11 protein-coding genes are annotated in these 18306 nt (G+C 37.3%); 6 read left to right on the top strand and 5 right to left on the bottom strand.

All coding sequences use genetic code 11. The features are described 5' to 3' along the window. Nucleotides 1-284 precede the first annotated feature (284 nt). Nucleotides 285-2972, top strand: coding sequence for a hypothetical protein (locus OQE68_RS08160; RefSeq protein ID WP_180569413.1), 2688 nt, complete (start codon nt 285-287; stop codon nt 2970-2972). Between the two features lie 60 nt (nt 2973-3032). Here the strand turns inward: OQE68_RS08160 and OQE68_RS08155 are convergent, their stop codons facing one another. Beyond that, nucleotides 3033-3884, bottom strand: a complete 852-nt coding sequence (locus OQE68_RS08155; protein ID WP_180569414.1) for a C10 family peptidase — start codon at nt 3882-3884, stop codon at nt 3033-3035. 753 nt (nt 3885-4637) lie between these two features. Between OQE68_RS08155 and OQE68_RS08150 the strand changes: the two genes are divergently transcribed. After that, entirely contained in the window at nt 4638-5363 is a 726-nt protein-coding gene (locus tag OQE68_RS08150; protein WP_180569415.1) for a substrate-binding periplasmic protein, read from the top strand. Between the two features lie 20 nt (nt 5364-5383). Here OQE68_RS08150 and OQE68_RS08145 read toward each other — a convergent pair whose 3' ends face one another. Then, the gene (locus tag OQE68_RS08145) at nt 5384-6154 is read right to left on the bottom strand and encodes a substrate-binding periplasmic protein (RefSeq protein WP_180569416.1); all 771 of its coding nucleotides are present in this window, start codon (nt 6152-6154) and stop codon (nt 5384-5386) included. A 416-nt stretch (nt 6155-6570) separates the two neighbouring features. Between OQE68_RS08145 and OQE68_RS08140 the strand changes: the two genes are divergently transcribed. From OQE68_RS08140 to OQE68_RS08130, 3 genes are all read left to right on the top strand, one after another. Then, nucleotides 6571-7026, top strand: a complete 456-nt coding sequence (locus OQE68_RS08140; RefSeq protein WP_266195569.1) for a transposase — start codon at nt 6571-6573, stop codon at nt 7024-7026. Beyond that, nucleotides 6998-7495: an IS1595 family transposase gene (locus OQE68_RS08135; RefSeq protein WP_353620496.1), complete on the top strand. Its 498-nt coding sequence runs from the start codon at nt 6998-7000 to the stop codon at nt 7493-7495. Before OQE68_RS08140 ends, OQE68_RS08135 begins: the two co-directional genes overlap by 29 nt. A 480-nt stretch (nt 7496-7975) precedes the next feature. Continuing rightward, the gene (locus OQE68_RS08130; RefSeq protein WP_180570719.1) at nt 7976-14722 is read left to right on the top strand and encodes a calcium-binding protein; all 6747 of its coding nucleotides are present in this window, start codon (nt 7976-7978) and stop codon (nt 14720-14722) included. A gap of 64 nt (nt 14723-14786) precedes the next feature. Here the strand turns inward: OQE68_RS08130 and OQE68_RS08125 are convergent, their stop codons facing one another. The 3 genes from OQE68_RS08125 to OQE68_RS08115 form a co-directional block, all read right to left on the bottom strand. Next, complete coding sequence (locus tag OQE68_RS08125) at nt 14787-15602, bottom strand: hypothetical protein (protein WP_180570718.1); 816 nt, start codon at nt 15600-15602, stop codon at nt 14787-14789. 135 nt (nt 15603-15737) lie between these two features. After that, a complete protein-coding gene (locus tag OQE68_RS08120) occupies nt 15738-15971 on the bottom strand; it encodes a helix-turn-helix domain-containing protein (protein WP_180570717.1) in 234 nt (77 codons plus the stop codon). A 19-nt stretch (nt 15972-15990) separates the two neighbouring features. Beyond that, nucleotides 15991-16506: a DUF2975 domain-containing protein gene (locus OQE68_RS08115; RefSeq protein ID WP_180570716.1), complete on the bottom strand. Its 516-nt coding sequence runs from the start codon at nt 16504-16506 to the stop codon at nt 15991-15993. A gap of 331 nt (nt 16507-16837) precedes the next feature. Here OQE68_RS08115 and OQE68_RS08110 point away from each other — a divergent pair, with 331 nt between their 5' ends. Continuing rightward, nucleotides 16838-18298: an FAD-dependent oxidoreductase gene (locus OQE68_RS08110; RefSeq protein ID WP_180570715.1), complete on the top strand. Its 1461-nt coding sequence runs from the start codon at nt 16838-16840 to the stop codon at nt 18296-18298. Nucleotides 18299-18306 lie beyond the last annotated feature (8 nt).

Genomic DNA, 18306 nt, shown 5'->3' with positions numbered 1-18306 from the left:
CTGCTTCTTAAAGAACCGCTTGTGTATAGTAGTATGTTGGGACATTTTTGATAAGTTTAAATAAAATTGCCAAAATGTCTGACTATTTTTAATGTTAATTGAGTCACTTTTTTCCAAAAATTAAAATTTTTCGACTAATTATAAAAATAAGTATTTACCGAAATGGTTTAGACTGACTTTATTCTTTCAATAAAAATACAAGTGAGTGAGTAAAAAATAGACATACTTTGTCTGCATTGCATTACTTATCTAACACTTGACTAGATAGTCTGTCTGGAGTGCCAATGGGGTCTACAAACGTTTCAGTTCAGTTAAGTAATGACAAGCACCAAACCTTAGCCTCTGATATGAGTCAGGTAGTCGAAAAACTGAGTAGTCGGGCTTTGACTAATGTTAAGTCAAGCAAGCTTGAAACAGTGCAAAATACTCTGAAAAGTATTCAGACAACAGTTGATGCCAGGTTAGAAAGAAATGGTGGCGATAACTTGCTGTCAATTGGTGAAGTAGCAGCCCTTTCAAAACAACTTACCAAAGTAGCCAAACAATTCGACAACCCTCAACTTAAAGAGCTGACAGGTTTGTTGGCTGATCAGTTATTTGCTGATTGGCTGTCTCAAGCACGAACTGATATTGAGACAAACTTATATGAACAGCTAAAGCCAATTGGTGATGTGGGAGCATCTAAAGTTAAGTCGCTACGTGTTGAAGTAAAAGGTGGTGGCAATGTATATGGAGCTAAATTAAAAGGAAGTGCTGGCGTTGAGTATCAAGATATTCTTGATGCAGATGATGAAGGTTTATTCTTTCGCACCAAAGTCGGTACGGTGGGGGCTGGCATACATGGAGGAGCCAATTTTGGGGCAGCAAAAGCAGGCGGAGGGCTTAATGGAGCATATTCTCGCTTAACTTTTGAAGAATATAATAATGTGAAATCTTATGTGCATATGGAAGCACATAATTTAACCAGCTTAAATCGTAGTGACTATGAACTGAAACAAGCTGCAAAAACTTTTTCCTGGCGTACGATTGGTCGTTTTATTTCCAATCACTTGCCTGGCCATGTTGGTTCAGAGTTAAAATTATACCAAAAGCAACTACAGAAGGTGGTTAATAACCAACATAAACTCAATGAGTTGCTAGACAAAGAGTTGGGTATATCTGCAAAAGTTGTAGCAACACCACCACAACAGCCTGAAACATTGAGAGGCTATATCAATAAATATGCTGGCAGCGTAGATGGGGCTGCCTCAGTGGGGATTCCTTCAACAAACTTTTCTGCAGCTGCTGGGATAAAACTAGCTAAAGAGCAAACAGAGATTTATGAGTTTGTACCAAGCCATTTCTGGCGGGTAATCCAAACGAATGCTGATCGGATTAATGAACTACCTGAGCCATTGGTAAAATATGGAAAAGAATTGCTTAATCAAGAGGGATCAGGATTAGATTCTTATAACAAAGCATTAGGTGCTTTACATAAACTTGAGACGGAGTTTAACAGCTATATTACAACCGTCCAAAAATATGATGCTGGTGATAAAAGTTTACGTGATGAGAAGCATCAAATTGAATCTCGTTGGGGAGCTAATGGAAGGCACGAGTTGTTAAGAGCAATGCATGGAGCATTTGCATTATTTGGTGCTGAACTGAAAAAATCATCTGCTTTAGAAGATGAATTACAACAAGCCACTGCAAAAATGGAGCAAATTGCTTATCAGTTGGAGTCTCCTCCAATAGAGCATTCTCGACAAAAACTGGAAGATATTGCTTCATTTAAACAATTAATTCGTTTAAGTATTGCGGACACAAAAGCAACATTTAATGTATCTGCTGGGCCAGTTGCTATTGAAACCTCTATTTTAAAGCGGCACCGTGTTCATCCCAGTCGCATGCGGCAGGGGGACTACATAGACCTTGAATTAAAAATAGAAGGTACAGCCAGTGTGGGTAATGTGACGGGCCTGATGGACACAATTACATCTAAGCTGGCCAATGATTACCCTGGTCTGGTAGACCCAGAAACATTTAAAGGGGATGTTAGCAATTTCTTGCAGAATAATGCAGATATTGCAGGTACTGGTGCTTTGCGAATGATGGTGCGTTTCTTTAAACCGGAGTATCAGCAATCAATTAAAGATATGCAACCGCAATATCAACAACAGTTTACTCGCTTCTTATTTAGTAAGTCTGTTTCTGCCGGTGTTGGTGGGAGCATGCCTGTTGCAGCTGGTGCTGAAGTGGGTGGTAAGATAAGCGTTGCTCATTACGATACCCGTGTGCTAGGTGAGAAGGTTGCAGATAATGCTTTAAGTTATGTAATAACACGACACAACCGTTATTTTCGAAATAAAGAATTAAATGGTGATTGGCAGGACTTTCTTAAAGCGAATAATGGTGCTATCAAAGATTTATTTTGTAATATCGGTGCTTCTGTTGGTCTCGCTGAAGAAAAACAAACTCCTGTATTTAAGGAGGCTCAGCATTGGCTGACAGAGCTGGCTACAGTTGCTAAAAATGAAAACGGAAAAAAAGCTGCTCTACAGCTTAGGGATGATTTTAATAGTGCGATGAAGCAAGTATTTGATCATCCTGATTCGCAAGAAAACTTTGATTTGGCTAAAGAGAAGTTTTGTCAATTTTTATCTGATCAGGTAGCACCCTGGTGGGAAAACCACCAAAGCAACTGGATTACTGAGCAATATAAAGATGGCAGTTCATTGGCAGATCGTCTAAAAACTAATCTGAAAAGTTTAGGGACAACTGTAGTCAATCAGATTAGTCATATAGGACATGTATTGCAGGGGCGCTTAATTAACCTTAAGCCTGCCAATGATAGCGCAAATAGACTATTTAAGCAGGCTGTTGGTATGGAGTTTGACAATAAACCTAGCAGGCCAAATAGTCAGCAGTTGCACCTACCTTCTGATATAGTGTGGCAACATAATCCCTTGTATCAACAAAGAGTCTTTCATTAGTAAGTAATCTTTAATTTATATTGAGAGCTTTTTGCATAGCCTTGTATGCCAATGTAATAGTCACCCTGACTTAAGTTCTACGTCTAGTGACGGGTGTGCCTGAGTTTCTTTAGGTTCTAATCCTATAAACATAGTTGGGTTTACAATCCACTTTTCATTGGGATAGTTAGGGTCTGGGTTCATCTCATTTAATTGGTAATAACCATTGTAAGTACCAGACCATCCCCAGTTTACATGAACTTCATCATTTTGGTTATAACCATCAATGATGAATACATGGCCTGTCCCGTCTTGACTCTGTGCCATATATAATACAGGTCGCCCCTTATTAAGCTCTACCTTTATCATATTTAGCCACTCAGTATCGGAATACATAACCCAGTCGCCGGCTGATTTACTTACACTGTACATACTGCGACGAGACTTACCATAGTTAAGATTATAACGTAGTAAATTTTCGATTATTTTACCTGACGCTTCGGTCCCTTCCTCTGTTCCAAACTCTGCATGTAGGCCAACACCTATCCGATAGATAAAATCAGTCAGATTGGACTTTTCTGCACGGGATGCACCAGTTAAAGTGTTAGGCATTTGATTAAAATTAAAAGTGTAACTGGAAAAATCGACAGATAAATACTGGGAGCCAAGATCCCACCAATAAGATACCTTTCCTTGGCCTTGTTGGGGGTTACGATGAAACTTTACTATTTGTGCAACAGCAATGGCAGCACAGCCAGGGTAGGTTTGCTGGCCTCCTAGCAATGGTGTTGCTTTGTTATATGGTGATCCTTGTCCCCATTTTGTTGTAGTTAAAGGTTCAATAAATGGTGCAATCGTAGCAGCTGTTATTAATTGGGTGGGCGTCAATAAAATTGTTGAACATATAATGATAGTGAATAGTTGTTTAATCATTTCAATCCTTGTGAGTAAGATAACTCGCTTTAAAATAGTGTTTTAGGTGGGGAAGGATAATAAAACTATCACTAATATACAAACTAGAATGCACGGATAACACTGAGATATAGTGGAGCTATTATGGGAAAGGAAATACTCGATTTTGTGGTGATTACTTACAAATAGAAATCTGACTTCATCAGCTATACCACTTGCGAATCATTTTTAGGTGTAAAGAAAAAACGGTATAGACTCACAGCGAAGGGTTATTTTGGTCAGTGACTTCCATATAAGCTTTTTACTTTCATCCAAGTCTAGCGCTTCAGCTAATAAACCAATTAAACCACGTGCCTTACTGTCTATTTCTAAGTAGAGATCTCGTGTTTGTAAGTCGCGATGTTGTAGTCGAGCTAATAAATAATATTAAAAATATTTAGAAGTTGTTTTAGATGTCAGGTAATTATGCGTAATTAATTTAAAGTGGGCTTAAGAGTAATTTATATTTATTTATGCAAGCTTCACTATGCATACACCTACCCATGCTCTATATTCAGAAGAGAGCACGTTAGAAATAGGTCCTGAGGAGGTTGTTTGGATATGCTCAAAAAGCGTCATTTAACAATACAAGCCCTAACGGTTGTAGCTGGATGTTCTAGAAAGCAATCAAAATAGTCATGTTGCATTAACTGCATAGGGCCAATGAGCAAACTGCTGCTATTTCTATTCCTTTTTCCTATACTGGTTTTCTCTAAACAACTAGACCGTTTACTGTTGGTTGGTTTAGAAGATAGGGCAAGCTTTCCTTACAACTATACGGTTAATGAACTTAATAGCACTAGCCCTGGCATACTTATTGATATGACGAGCATGATGGCTGCACGTCTTGGACTAAAAGTTCAGTTTATAGCCGAGCCTTGGAAGCGAAGTTTGAAATCACTACAAAGAGGGAGAATAGACCTCCTTTTTAAGGCTAGCTTTAAGGTGGAGAGATTTCAGTATGGGCGTTATCCTATGAGAGGAGATAAACTTGACCGCAGCCGCTATATCACAAAAATCAGCTATTACCTTTATACGCTAAAAGAGAGTAAGGTGAGTTGGAATTCTAAAACTCAGCGTATAACTAATTTAACTAAACCTGTGGGTGCTCCCTTAGGGTACTCAATTGTGGATAAATTAAAGCAGTGGGGAAGCAGGAAAGTTGAAGAAAGCAGGGGGACTGAAGTAGATTTAAGGAAACTGATTCAAGGTAAACTTTCTGCAGTGGCTGCTCAGGAATACCCTGCAACGTATTTTTTAAATAGATTCCCTAAGGAGTTTAAACATGTTATTCAGTTGAAACCTGCTCTGGTTTCACAAAACTACTACATGTTGATTTCTTATCAGTTCTATCAAGAATATCCTGAATTGTCTGAGAAAATTTGGGATGAACTTACTATCATTAGAAATTTGCCTGAGTATCAATCCATAATACAGCGTTATTTGAACTCAATTCCATAGTATTGTTATTAAGACTTTAGCTATTCTGCAAAGTAGTACTTATGTTTTAATTTTTTTAGAGTGTTATCTTGTTTCATCTTGAATAGTTCCTCATCGTATTTTTTGACAAGTTTATTTAATGAAGGATAAGTAGAAGCTTTAACGAAAAGGTTATAATAGGGTTTTATTTTTAATGGTTTCTTTAGGTATGTAATTTTTTCTGAAATGCCTTTTTGGTGGGCTTTGTATAATGCTGAAATTGTTTCTAATGGCACTATATCTACTCGCTTGTTGATTAGTTTATTTAATTGTAGATTATCTCTAGGAATGATTTGTATAAAAGGATATGATTTACTAGCTTCCCAAAATTCTTTAGTATAAGATTTTCCTGATGAGGCTCCCACACGCCATTTTTTCAGGTCACTATAGTTTTCGAATCTTATTTTTCCTTCATCTTCCTTTCTGATAAAAAAATTCCATGCAACTGTTACATGTGATTCTTTGGGATATATAAGATATTTTACTCGTTCTTTTTTATATGAGTAAGTCATCAGTATATCCATATCACCTTTTTTCCACATTATTTCAACTCTTGGAGATGAATCTATTAATACGACAACATATTTGTGGCCTAATTTATTCAAAATATGGTCGAGTACATCGATATCAAACCCTTTAGGTTGTTTATTTGTGTCAAGATACCTCATCGGTGGGGCAGGAATACCCACTATAATTAGCTTGCGTGCTTGTGTAAAAAATGCTATTTGCAGTAGGGCTAACATTAAGACAAAATTCTTAATACTTAACTGCATTGTCAGTTTATCCACGAGATTAATGTATATTAATAGAATGTATAGTTGAATATTTAATATTTTACCTTCTTTTATACTATTTACGTTTATTGTATATACATAGAAATATCAGGTTCTTCTTAACGAATAAGCCTCTAGATCATAGTATGAATAATTATGCCCTTCCCATATAACGTATGCGGATTGATTGGTTAGTACTTATACAGATATAAAAATAAGGTAGTACTATATTAATAAAATTGTAATCCCATTTTATATATACATTTATCAATAATAATAATAATTATTAGTGGTGGTGGTGGTGCCCTTAATATTAAATTAGGCTCTATATGGATTCCTAGGGGGTAGAGCACAATACCACAAATGTGGTATTATTTGACCTCATTGGAAGGCTGTCATTAGATAATATACAAAAAATGATCAATATTAAGCAGCTAGTAAACGACAATCAGTGTTATCAGTTCATTCGTCAGACTCGTTGGCCCAATGGCGTCAGTTGCCCCCATTGCCAGTCCCAGCAGGTTGAAAGCAAAGGCTATCACCAGAAACAAAAAGCCAGGAAGCGTTATCTCTGCAAGGCATGTTGTCGTACCTTTGATGACCTAACACTCACCGTTTTTTCTGGACATCACCAGCCAGTTAAAGTCTGGATATTATGTCTTTATTTTATGGGATTAAATCTATCCAATCGTCAAATTGCTCAAGAACTTGATATCAATAAAGACGATGCTCAAAAGATGACAAACCAGCTACGAGAAAGTATTTTTTCTAGGCTTCCAATGGCTGTACTCAGTGGTGAAGTAGAGGCTGATGAGGTCTATGTAGTGGCCGGCCACAAGGGTAATCCTGAGGCAGTTAAAAAAAGGCCGTAAAGGTCGAAGAAATCGATTAAGAGGTGCTCGTGGACGAGGCACATTAGAAAAAGAAAAGCCGCCTATCTTTGGACTTGTTCAACGAGGTGGGCAAGTGATTATACGGATGTTAGATAATGTCAAACAAAAAACCATAGAGCCCGTAATTAAGCAGTTTGTTAGTCCAGATACGCTCATGCATACTGATGAGTATAATATCTATTCACGGCTAAAAAGTTGGGGCTACCAGCATAAGACTGTTTGTCATGGAAAAGGCGAGTACGCTCGAGATGAAGATGGTGATGGCTTTTATGAGGTACACGTTAATACAATAGAAGGCTGCTGGTCTCTATTACGATCATGGCTAAGACCTCATCGTGGAATATCTCAGGAAAAATTGCCTTATTATTTAGCATTATTTGAGTTCGTATATAACGTAAGACGTCGTGGGAAAAGTTTGCTTAATGACTTAGTGGAGTTATTAGTATAACTCCCCCAGGAATCCATATAGAGCCTTAAATTATTATTTTCTTAATTATTTTGTGCTAATTTAAATCAATAAAAGATCAAATTGTAAAGAATTTGTAAGTAATCAGGTGTATGTCGTCAAAATTTTGTTTTAATTGCATCACATTAATATAAAATCTAAATTTTTTCGGCCAAATGTAAAAAAAAGTTTTTTGTAAAATACATTACACTAGCTTCAGACCTTACTTTTTATACTCTACATAGAGGGTATAAAAATATAACTATAATGACTGGAGTCTTAACATTGTTTACTATTCGTACCGTAGTGAGTATTGATGAGTTTGATCGTTTTTTGTTCGGCTTGAATGACCTCATGCCTCTCTAAGAATAGGCTATTAATAAAATTAGTTTTATTGCATATATCCTTTGTAAATGAGTTTAAAGCATAGGATATGTTTGGTGCCTCTGTACATTCTTCGCCTGAATAAAATGAGTATTTTCAATGACATCTAATTCTACTGACAATACTGTTGCTGATGTTGCTTTGAGTTTAAGCAATCAAAAACATCAAACGTCTGCAAGTGATTTAAATACAATTCTTACTAGTTTATCTGGCCAATTACGAACCTTATTACAAACAGCATCATCTAATAGTGAAGAAAAAACTAAGGCGGAGCGAGGTTATGAACGTGCTATTGATACCTTAGAGCAAGTTAAAGTCACAGTTGATAATCGGCTTAGAGCGGATGGTGAAAGCAGTATATTATCTATCGCTGAAACCGCTAGAATTTCAAAACAGTTAGCTTACATTGCTAAATATACTGATAATCAACAGCTTAAAAAATTAACTAATTTGCTTGCAGATCATGTGTTTGCTGATTGGTTGTCTCGTGCTCGAACTGATATCGAAAGTAAAATTTATGATGAGTTAAAACCACTAGGTGACGTTGGAGCGTCAAAAGTAAAGTCTATTAAAGTAGAGGTTAAAGGTGGTGCAAACATTTATGGTGCTGATCTGCAAGGGAGTGTGGGTGGCGAATACCAAGATATCCTAGATGCTGATGATGAAGGATTGTTTTTTCGTACTAAAATAAAAACACTGGCAGGTGGTCTAAATGCTGGGCTTAAAGTTGGTATTGCTAAGTTGGGTGCGAGGTTAAAGGGCTCCCATTCTAGATTGACTTTTGAAGAGTATAATAATGTAAAAGCTTATGTGAATATGGAAGCGCATAACTTAACCACATTAAAACGCAGTGACTATGAGGTAAAACAAGCTGCACGCAAATTTTCTTGGCGAGCTGTTTCTCGATTTTTATCCAATCATACCCCTGGTAATGCAGGCTCAGAATTAAAGCTATACCATAAACAGCTACAGAAAGCGGTTAATAACCAACATCAATTAAATGAACTGCTCGCAAGTCAGTTAGGCATTAATGCTAAGGTGACAGCTGCACCGCCGCAGTTACCTGAAACTTTGCGCGGTTATATTAATAGCAATTCAGGTAGTGTGGATGGTTCTGCAGCAGTTGGTATCGCAGATACTAATTTATCTGCATCAGCTGGATTTAAAATATCGAAAACCCAAACAGAAATCTATGAGTTTGTGCCTACCCATTTTTGGCGAGTTGTTAAAGAGAATGCTGAGCGTATTAAAGAATTACCAGCTAATTTATTGGCACATGGGCATAATTTATTGAATCAAGACAGCGCAACAAAACCAGTATATGAAAGAGCTGTTGCTTCAATAGCTAGTCTGAATCAAGATTTCTCAGACTATATTACGGCAGTACAAAAGTATGATGGGGGAGATCAAAGCCAACAACAAGTGAAGCACAATCTTGAAAGGAAGTGGGGAGTTAATGGTCGACATGAGCTGTTAAGCGCCATGTATGCTTCATTTGCATTATTTGGTCATGAAGCCTGGCAAGCAGCTTCTTCTGACGCAGAAACTAAGGCTATCACGGAGATAATGGAAAAGCTGGCATTACAGCTTGAAGCACCACCTATTAAGCATTCTCGTCAACAATTAGAAGATATAGCTTCATTTAGGCAGTTAATCAGGCTCAGTATTGCAGATACCAAGGCATCTTTTACTGTTGCAGTGGGGCCTGTTTCAGCTGAAATAACAGTATTAAAGCGTAATCGTGTGCATCCAAGTAGATTGCGTGAAGGTGATTACATTGATATTGAGTTAAAACTGCAGGGTAATGGTAGCGTTGGCGATATTACTGGCCTGATGGATACAGTGACTGCTAAGTTGGTGGATAATTATCCAGGGCTAATAGATGCTGATACTTTCAAAGGAGAAGTAAATAACTTTTTCCAAAATAATATAGAGCTCTCAGGTTCAGGAGCGCTGCGCCGTGTAGATCGTTTTTTTAAACCAGCTTATCAACAGGCTTATGGTGATAATCAATACCATCATCAGCTCACCCGCTATTTATTTACTAAATCGGCTTCACTGAACGGGGGCTCAAGTTTTCCTGTCGGCGTTGGAGGCAATATTGGCTTTAAACTAGGGGCTTCTTATTCCGATACTCGAGTATTGGGTGAGAAGATTCATGCTAATACCCTTAGTTATGTAATGACGCGGCATAACCGGTTTGCTAGAAATAAAGAATTAAAAGGAGAGTGGCTAGAATTTCTTGATAAACATAACGGTGGCCTCAAAGACTTATTTCGCAATTTAGGTGCTTCTGTTGGTGTATCTGAGGACCACCAATCTGCAGCATTTAAAGAAGCCCAGCACTGGCTGAATGAACTGAAAGATATTGCTAAAACTGATGAAGCCCGCTCAAAAGCTGAAAAGCTTGAATCAGACTTTAACCAAGCTATGAAGCGGGTGAGTGATCATCCTGATAGTGAACGGGCATTTTCTGATGCAAAGAATATTCTTAATCAATTTCTTTCTGAGCAATTAATACCATGGTGGGCTGCGCATCAGAGCAACTGGAAAAGCTTGACTTATACTGGAGAAAGATCATGGGCTGAGGCGCCTCTAGAAAGGCTAAAAAGTCTTAGTGGAGATGCAATTAATAATATCAACCGTGTTTTAAAGGGAAGTTCTCTACTGCCAAAACCAACGGCTGCCGAAGTAAAAAGTCAGGTACTGAATAAAGCGCTAGGCGTAGAAGATAATAAATTAATTTTAGGCTTTATTCAGTTACTCAACCAAAAGGGTGTGTCTGCTGCGACAAGTTATGCACGAAATCAGTTGGCGTTAGGTTATATACGTTGGCTACAACCCGATACCGCTAATTTACAAGCGAACTCTTTTGCTGAGCTTGTTAATGGTTTGCCAAATAGTGATTTAAATACAATGGCCAGTGGTCAAGGCGCTAAGTTACTTAGACAGAAATTACAACAGGCTAAAGCGCAAGGTATTCAAAATATCCAACTACAAGTAGGTGAACGGTCATTTGCTATACACATTGGAGATGAAACAGGTATTAACCTTTATGATCCAATGAGTGGTGAGGTATTAGAAATAAACTCTATAAAAAGTACTGTAGAGCATTTAAATCAATTAAAGTTAAAACAACAGCATTGGCAGCTGGCATCAATTGGTGCAAATAATGAATTAACTGACCGACAATTAACACAATTAAGCCGAGGTTATACCACTGATCTTGATTTATTAGTAAGAGCTGATCGTGATAAAGGGTTATTAACATTAGGTGATCAACAAATCAGTCGAGCTGAGCTGTGGTTAACTGGGGTAACCCTGCAAGGCCAAAAGCTTGGTGTTGATCAGTTAATTACACTTAACCAGTTAGATTCTTCAGCTCAGTTAGATGCCAACCAAGTGGACCGATGGCTCAATAGTTTATCAGGGGATAATGCCCATAGTGCATTAGCTCGTATACATCGTTGGTTAGATGCACAACCGGACTTGCTACCACAAGATGCTAGCAATAAAGCTAAAATACTGCGCCAACGTGCTGAAGCAGTTGTTTTACTTGACCAACAATTACCGTTATTAACAGAGCTGGATCGAAATTTAAGCAAAACTACCCAAGCAATAGATGAGTTAAGTGCCAGGCAACAACGTTTGTTTGGTACTCAACAGGCGCCGAATACTCGTCTTAATAAATTAGCTAAGACATTAAATGGTGTGAACACCCTGATGAGCTTAAGTCGCTTACCAGGGAATATTTACCAGACCGCTGATGCATTTGCTAAAGGTGAAATTAAACAAGGGGTTCAAAGTTTAGCTGATACTTTAACGGATAATTTAGATATTGCATTTGATGTATTAGCCAACAGTACTCGTGTGCAAGCTGTGTCGAGCCGATTAGCCAGTGTAGCAGGTAAGCTAGGGGCGGCTACAAACTTTGTAGGGGCTGGTTTAGGTATTTGGGCAGCAGTCGATAGCTTTAAAGCGGCAGGTAATGCAGCCACACATGCAGAAAAAGTTGATCATATTATAAATGGTTCTTTTGCTGTCGCAGGGGTAGTCGTTGCAGTAGCAACGGGTATTGCATCATTAGTGACAGCCGCCGCTGGACCCATTGGTGCGGCTATTGGACTGGCAATTGGAATTGCTCAAGGTATTTATAATGCGGTTAAAATTAGGCAACAACTGTCAGAAGCAGGTATTAGTGGTTCTGATTTAGACCTGGCGGGAGCTGCGGTATTCTTTGGTTTTCCTGTACCAACACGAATTGCTAATAAAGCGGCAACCAACATCGGTACACGCCAATGGGAAGCTGCCCAACAACAGCGCTTGGAAGCATACGCTAAACTAGGTGTAGATAAGTTGGTTTATAGTTCACCCAAAGTATTTACCGCTTATGGCAATATTGGTGGTGTCAGTGAAGGTTATGATTACTACAATTTAACTCCAGCAGAATTAAGAGAATACCAACGAAAAAATCCAGGTGAAGTCGACAGTGGTTGGATGTTTCGTCAGGAGCCAAAAGCGGCTGAAGTGAAAAAACTGAATAGTTATGATGAAGAAAATGGTGTTACCTTAATTCAGCTAGGCAAAGGTTTTGATTGGGCCAGAGGAGACGCTAATCGAAGAAATATATTTTTGATTGGCCATAACCAGGGTAATTTTGGTCGTCGATATTTTGGTGGTAATAAAGCAGATACCTTTGAGATTCGTTCACCGGATGCATTTCCCCATTTAGATGTCAATGATACGGTTAGAATTGATGGTGGGGCTGGGATTGACACAGTGTCATTCCGTTCTATGTATGGTCAGAATGGAGTGAAAGTGAATTTAGAACCCACTGAACATCTCAATAATAAAGCAACGATTAAAATGCGTGATGGTCGTGAGCATACGTTTTTAATTGACAATGTTGAAAATATTATTGGTAGTGAAAAGAATGATGAAATTTATGGCAATCGTTACTCAAATTTTTTACAGGGTTCGGAAGGTGATGATAAATTAAATGGCTCATATGGCGATGATCACTTAGTGGGTGGTGCCGGTAGCGATTATTTGGAAGGCAGTGAAGGGGCTGATAGTTATACAGTTACTGCGGATGACTGGTTTACTACTGATGACTTAGACACAATTAATAATTATTCAGATTCAGGCTTAAGAATTTACCGAACAAGGCTTGAGTATTTAGCTGATAACCCTGATGCAACCGATGATGAAGCGATTCGTTATAGTATGAGGCATGCTAATGATGAAATTGCAGTTGATCAACTAATTACTAACTTTGGTGACTTATCTGGCTACCGTGATGGTGAAAATTTAATGTTATCGGTATGCAGAGGCTGGTTAAATAGCTTGCGTTTAGCTAAAAAGCTATTTACTAGTAAAGATCAGTTTACCAGTGAAAAGCTAGACTCACTAGCTCAAGAATTTGGCTTACAGCGAGGTAATAAAAACCCACTAAGTGAATTAACTAATGCGTTAGATAATAGTGCTTCTCATTGGGATTTGTTGCACTTAGATGACTATAAAACTATCTTAAAACAGCTGGAAAATAGTCAACCTGAACAAGTGAATATCTTAAAGTTAGATAACTATTATAAATCTGAACTTTATCAGCACTTACAGTTTAGAGACTTGCTTGGCAATGCTTATGTCACTACAGAAAATGGCAATCAGGTTGAATTTGATACGATGGTATTGAAAACACCTGATGCGGGTGTACATAAAGTTGAGTTGGATAAACGTCGCATTCGCGTTTTAAGTGCCAGCGAATCAACGCCTTTCAGCATGGTTAGTTTGCTATCGAAAAAGCTGTTGAATGTAATCGGTTCTAAAGCAAACGATACTATATTTGGTAATGAATTAGATAATGTGATTGATGGTGGTGCTGGTTATGACCAATTATCCGGTGGTGATGGAAATGATATTTTAATTGCCGGTGCTGATGGAGGACTGCTTTCAGGTGATGCTGGTAAGGATACTTATATTATTAGTGGTAACCAAAACCAAGTAGTACTCACAGCATATGACTCAACCAATAGAAAAGGTATTCAACAAAAAGCAAAAGATAACCTACGAGATACAGTAGAGCTAAATGCTGGTTTTAAAGGATTTAGTGTAAAAAATAACTCAGGAAAAATCAGTGCAAGTTATCAAGGAACTCAACTAGTATTTGGTGGTGTTTACCAGCGGGATATAGAAAAATTATTATCATTTGCTTTTTATGATAACAACAATAAAGCACTAGGTCACCAGTATGGCGTATTAAATAAGCAAGGTGTTTTATCGTTAACTGAACTGGATTTACGCCATCATGAGCAAACAAACTATCAAATAAACCTTAATACTAACCAATACTCTTGGGCTGAAGGGAGTGGAGAATTAATTGGTAATCATCAGTCTATGCATAGAATTCGTACAGGGGATGGTGATGACAAGCTGATTGTTGGTACGAATAATGAAATTACTCAGGCTAATTTAGGTGCTGGTAGCAATATTCTATCTATTCAGGGTAATAGCTCAATAGTACATCTAACGCATAATGCAGGTAATGGACTAAGAATTAACTGGCAAGGGCTTGAATGGCAAAAGCTAAAAGTGTTGTATAAGGATGGTAAACTATCATTTTTTAATACTGCTTTAGAAGAGCAGGCAGTGGTGTTAGCTAATGCCAATGACTTAAAAACAGAAGAAGTTATCATCCAGGATACTACTGGTATCGATCACCAGTTGAATATTGACTTGTTAATTCAAACAGCCAGTCAAATGTCAACAGATGGTTCTGGCAATAATTTAACGACAGATACCCCCCTGGTGAATAATATGGAAACAGTATTAGTCTCACATATGTAACATAATTTAAATTACAGACTCCAAATTGCCATCATAGTATAAGTATACCTTTCAAGGGGTATACTTATTTGAGTTTGTTCCGATTTAATCGTACATTTCTTTCTTGATTCTCCCTCACTAACGTTTTAGCTTTAAATGTAAACTCTTTCTGTTTGGCGCAATTTCCTATTAAACTCCATGTTGTTGGAATCAGTTCAAAAGGGTTATCTTGAGGTACTTCAAAACAATTGCTGTTGATACGTACTATCTTTGACTCCCCGATAGAATTATACTCAAAGTATTCATTTTCCTTATTAAATTGTTGGCTTTTGGTGAGTTGTTTGTTTTTTTCTTTTTCTTTCTTAAGTGCTGTAAGTTTACTTCTTAAATTTTTAGAGAAAACGGTGAAACCTTCTCGTTTGGAGTTGTCTTCTGCTTCCCATGTTTGCTCGAATTGTATAGTTTGGTCATGTATTTGGTTATAATTAATACGATTGTTTTTTATCTGTTCTTTTATTGGACGCTTAACGGGTTTAATAATTGATTTATTTTTTGTTGGATGGCGTTGTATTTTTGAAACAGGCAGTATTTTTACTTCAGCGTTCGCCTTCTGTTCAATTGATGTTCCTCTAAAAATTTGTTGTTTCTTGATATTAGGTTGATTACTGACTACTTTTTCCTTATTAGGTAGCAAGCTGTTGTTACCTGGTTGGTATTTTTTTTGTTTAGAAGAGTTATGAGATGAAATATCAATTGTTAAATGTGCGGTGAGATTATAATGTATGTTGGTTGACTTGGAACGGACTCCTAAATTAGCAAAGCCAGATAACATGACAAAGTGAATACAAAGCGATAATAATATACCAATAATGAAGGTATATTTAGACAGATTGCTCGTCAAGTTTGTGTATACCTTGCGTTGTAAGTATATACCACTTTATTTTTACACCTAAAAATGATTCATGATGGGTATATTCACTTCTAAAATGAATATACACTATTCTTTAAAGGCGCATATAAATTTACTTCGCTTTAGTTATTTATTATTATCTTCATCAGCTTCTTCAAAATTGCATTCTATCAAATCACCTGGTTGACAGTTGAGGTGTTTGCAAATTAAATAAAGGGTTGAAAAACGAATGCCTTTTGCTTTACCCGTTTTTATAAGTGATAAGTTTTGCTCTGAAAGTCCTGTTAGTTCTGCTAGCGTTTTTAAGCGCATTTTCCTCATGGCGAGCATTACATCAAGCTTTATATTGACTTCTTCCATTCTATTTACTCACCTGAAATTATGGAATTAATGCATGTTCATCAGAAACTTTCTGAGCTTCGACTAATACCCATGAAATCAAAATAATAATGCTACCAACAACAAAAGGTAAAATACTATCTGAACCGACAGATATTTGAAGGATCTTTTGACCAGGTGGATTTTTAAAGGTTAAAACTAAAATAAATAGTGTTGAATATACAACTTGGCAACCTATCCACACATAGAATAAAAAGCCAATTTTACGCAGGATGAGTGCATTTAATAATGTAAAGATCTCTCCTCGTTCATAGTGTTTAAAAAGTATAATAAGCTGACGCAAGCCGTAGAAAATAATACCTAGTGGAATGAGAGTGATAACTAGCCCCAATACTTTTGTGAGAGGGGTGATAGTCACTGGCTCTGATACGCCTAACAGTGCCGCTAGATTAGGGCTCATGAACAGCCACATACCAAGGGTACAAACTAGAGCCGCAACACCAAGGATAGTGAAAAGTATCCGACAGCGTCTTGAGATTGTAGCAATCTTTTCCATAAAGCCTACCTGTATGTAGTTAGCTTTTTACTTGATAAATTCAAATAAAACTTGATTTTTTATTATGAAAGCCTAAAGAGTAATCTGTCAAGAGGGAGATCAAGCTTTTTATCCTGGTTCAGGTATGGTCGATGAGTAATCTATTGATTGGTTAAGTTATATACACTTTACTGAATTGAATGATCTTAATTTAGCGAGTATCTTAAAGTATTATATTTCAATACTTCATAGTTATTAGTAGCTTAATGAGATATGTCTCATTAAAGTACCGACTAAGTTAATGATATTTAGAGATTGAGTTTTTTAGAACTGATTAATTGCGGTAGTTTTAATGAGAAAAATAACTTTAGACAATATGGCAGAAACTTTTGATGTAGTAATTGTAGGAGGTGGTGTCAGTGGTGCAGGAGTTTATGAACAGTTAGTTAGAAAAGGATATCGAGTACTGATTATTGATAAAGGCGATTTTGCAAGTGGTACTAGCCAAGCTTCAGGAATGATGGTTTGGGGTGGTCTTCTATATTTAAAAAACTATGATTTTCGATCAGTAATTAAATTTTCAAAGTCACGGGATGAGTTGATAAGTGGAATAAATACTGGAGTTGGTATAAGAAGATTTAGATATTTACCTCTTGTGCAAGGTGGAAGAAGTAAACATTTTGTTCATTCAGGGCTGTATTTATATTGGCTAATGAGTCTTGTTCGACGTAATCGCCCTTACTCAGATGGATGTTTTCCTGAGCAAAATTTTATTAATAAAAGTCGTTTTAAAGAATCACTTGTTTATGAAGAGGCTGGCTTAGATTTATCCGATAGTCGCTTTGTGCTTGATAGGATAGCCAGATACCACAGTATAGACTGCTGTGCACTAAATTATTGTAGTTTACAGGGGGCTAGCAGAAAAGATGGATGTTGGTACTTAAGTCTATTTGATGAGCATAGTGGCAATGATATTCAAGTGAAAAGTAAATTGCTAATTAATGCGGGTGGTGTTTGGGCTGAAAAGATTGATGATTTAGTAGCAATACAATCCCCATATAAACATGTTTTCAGTAAAGGGGTATACCTGGCTTTTAAGCGCCCCAAAAATCACCAAGACTGCTTGGTGTTTGAAATGGGGCAACATGGAGATAGTCAAACATTTCACCCTTGGGGGCCGGTATCATTATGGGGGCCAACAGAAACAGCAATTGATGATTTGTCCGGAGGGTTCCAAGCAACAACAGAGGATGTACGGTTTTTATTAGGTCAAGCTAATCAGAACCTATCAATGAATTATGATGCTGGTGATATTGTGTCTTTACGATGTGGTATTAGACCTTTGGCGGTTAAAAAAAGCTATCGGGGAAATCATTATCCTTTATCTCTTTCAAGAAAGCATATGGTTTATCATGCGAAAGAGAGCTCTTATATAAGTATTTATGGAGGAAAACTTACATCCTGCGAACAATTGGGTAAAGAGGTTTACCAATATGTTGTAAAGGCTCTAGGGCTACCCACTCGGCAAGAGCCAGAAGAAATAAATTATGAGTATAGTCTTGATGCAAACCAAGCGCCAACACCACAATGGAGTATGGACAATGAATACTGTCTAACCCTAGAGGATTTTTTAAGAAGGCGTAGCAATATTTCGCAGTGGGTCCATAGAGGTGGCATGGGAGTAGCTGATGCCAACCTAGGCAATATTGAGCATATTAGTAAAATTATTGAAAAAAATAATGCTAAAGCAGCGTTGGCAAATTATAAAAATAAAATACATCAAGAATACGATAAATTACTGGATTCTGTATAAAGATGCCC

Source organism: Spartinivicinus marinus, from assembly GCF_026309355.1.
Lineage (GTDB): Bacteria > Pseudomonadota > Gammaproteobacteria > Pseudomonadales > Zooshikellaceae > Spartinivicinus > Spartinivicinus marinus.
Note: the sequence above shows the minus strand (reverse complement) of the source record. Positions and strands in the feature narration are given on the sequence as shown.